Raw genomic sequence first — 2929 nt, 5'->3', positions numbered from 1 at the left:
AATTAATGTAGTAGTACAATTCTAGTAAAAATTTTATTTTTATTGGAATTGTATTTTTTTTATATTTAAACTCTTAACTAAAAAGCTTTACTGTAATTTTAAAAAGTTTGTTTAATTTAATACAAAAACAAACTATAATATTCCTTGGGAAATGTTGAATATATATGCAAAATGTACTATAATTTTATTGGTGTTCCAAAGGGTAAAAAAACCATTTTTAATGGATTTACAAAGTAAAAAAAGTTATTACAAAATATTTAGTTGAAAAGAGGATGTATTTTTATGAGGAATAAGTTTATAAAAAACAAATCTATTAAATTTAAAGTTCTAACTACACCGTTATGTATACTATTTTTAGTTATAAGTATAATATCTTTAACTGCTATAAGTATTGCTAAATCTAAATTAGTAAAGCAAATGAAAATAGATGGTATAAATTTAGCTACTCAAATATCTAGGCAAGTATCTAAAAACTCTCAATCTATGAAAGTGATTAATAATGATATAGAGCTTAGAATACATACTTTAGCAACTTTTTTAGCTCAAAATTCCGAAAATGTAAATAATGATTATTTAAAACAATTGGCAAAGTATTTTCAAGTAGATGAAGTTAATGTTACGGATGAAAAGGGAAAAGTAATATATTCTAATTTAGATACAGCTATAGATGCAGTGTTTGGACCAGATCATATATCTTATTCTGTAGTTAAGGGAGATAAAAATACTCTTATGGAAGATATAAGAAAAAGTAGAGAAACAGGAGATTATTACAAATATGGTTATGTTAGAAAGCCCAAGGGCGGAATGATTCAAATAGGTATTTTGTCTAATCAAATTTATAAATTAATACAAAGTGTAAGTTCTGAAAGAATAATAGATGAATTAGTTCAAGATAAAAATATAGTATATGCATCAGTTATAGGAGAGGATTTAAAAGTTATTGCAGATAGCAATAAAACTAATATAGGAAAAACTATTAAGGATGAAAATTTAAAGGATATTATGTTATCTCAAAAGGATTTTGTAGATATAACTTCCTATAATGGTAAAAAAAATAATGTCTGTAGAGTTATAGTTCCACTTTATAAAAGCGGTGATAATATTGGAGTTGTAGAAGTGGGATTGTCTATGGCAAATGTGTATAGTACTATGATTGAAAGTATTACTTTAATATTAATTATAGCTAGTATTTCTTTTTTAATTACAGCTTTAATATTTTACTCAATATCCAAGGATATAACCAATCCTTTAAAGGAAATAGTAGTTGTTTCTAAGAAAATAGGCAATGGAGATTTAAATAATACTATAAATATAGATGGAGAAGATGAAGTAGGAGTACTAGCTAAAAACTTTAAAGTTATGTGTGATAATTTAAGACAAGCTTTGTTTTCTGTAAAGAGTCAGGCAAATAAAACAGAGGATATGGCATCAAGTTTAAATGCTAATGCAGAGGAAATGACTAGTGCTACTAATGAAGTTGCATCTTCTATACAAAGTGTAACTAAAGGAAGTTATGAACAGTCTAATGATTTAACTGTGGTTTTAGATAAAGTAACTATTTTAACATCAGAAATTGATAATATAATTTCAAGGCTTGATAAAATAAAATATAATTCTAATGATACTATGGAAAAAGCTAATGAAGGTAAAGAAAAAATTAATTTACTTTTAGGTTCTATAGAATGTATTAAAGAATCTTTTGAAAATGTAGTGTCAAAAATAGTTATATTAAATGAAAGTGTGTCAAAAGTAGGAAATATAACAGAAGTAATAAATGGAATATCAGAGCAGACAAATCTTTTGGCTTTAAATGCAGCTATAGAAGCAGCTAGAGCTGGAGAGGCAGGAAAAGGTTTTTCTGTGGTGGCAGAGGAAATTAGGGAATTGGCAGAAAAATCCAGACATTCTACAGTAGAAATACAAAAATTAGTTTCTTCTATAAGTAATGAAACTAAAGATGTGTCCAGTAATACTTCCCAAGTTAAGGGATTAGTAGAAGAGCAAATTGATATAGTAAATGTTTCTATAAATTCTTTTAACAATATACTAAAATCAATTGCTTTAGTGGTGCCTATGATAGAAGATACTTATGAGGCTTTAAATATTACTAATGAATCAAAAGAAATAGTTTTTGAAAAAGTTGAATCTTTATCTTATATATCTCAGGAAAATTCCGCATCTTCAGAAGAAGTTTCTGCATCTTCCGAAGAACTTTTAGCTAATTCAGAAGAAGTGTGTAAATTTGCAAATGAACTTAATTTTGTAGCAGAAGAACTAAAAAACACATTAGAAAAGTTTACTTTATAATTAAATGAAAAATCATTGAAATAATTTGAATATAAAAAATAAGCTGTATAAAAATAATAATGCATACTTATAAATAAAGTTTGTAAATAAGTCATTTCATTAAGACACTCTAAGAATAAAAAATAAAAAAACTCCTACCCAATTTATGCCCCGTTCTTGGGGCGGAAATTGGCTCATCACGTCCTGTGATGAATTACGGAGTTTTTTTATTTTTTATTCTAAGAGTGTCTAAAATTCATTCTAATTATTTACAAACTTTATTTATAAGTCTGCATTATTATTTTTATACAGCTTATTTTTTATATTCAAATTATTTCAATGATTTTTTAAGGTATGCAGGAATTTTTATATATGCCTTAATTTTATTTTATCCTAAAACCTATAAATAGACTTAATTTTTTTATAAAATATACGAAAATATTAAAATAATAGGTGTAGTTTTAGATTTTTAAATTAATATAAATGTATTTACAAAAATGACAGTTTTTAATGAAAAAGAAAATTAGTGTGTTTAAATCATAATAAATGAAAAACATATTGAACAAATTTTCAAAATAGACTACAATCTATTTAAAGAAATAATACTACAATTTTTTCTATTTAGTGAAAAAAATATACAATT

At 24.8% G+C, this 2929-nt stretch carries 1 protein-coding gene; it reads left to right on the top strand.

Features of this window, described 5'->3' with window-relative positions; translation table 11 throughout:
• Positions 1-282: 282 nt before the first annotated feature.
• On the top strand, positions 283-2307 hold the full coding sequence (locus CLOACE_RS11455; RefSeq protein WP_070111383.1) for a methyl-accepting chemotaxis protein: 2025 nt from the start codon (positions 283-285) through the stop codon (positions 2305-2307).
• Positions 2308-2929 lie beyond the last annotated feature (622 nt).

It is taken from the genome of Clostridium acetireducens DSM 10703, from assembly GCF_001758365.1.
Taxonomy (GTDB): domain Bacteria; phylum Bacillota; class Clostridia; order Clostridiales; family Clostridiaceae; genus Clostridium_C; species Clostridium_C acetireducens.
This window is presented reverse-complemented; position numbering and strand designations above follow the sequence as displayed.

Excerpts from the sequence above, each read along its gene's own strand:
- CLOACE_RS11455 (WP_070111383.1), top strand. The coding sequence starts at position 283 with ATGAGGAATAAGTTTATAAAAAACAAATCTATTAAATTTAAAGTTCTA.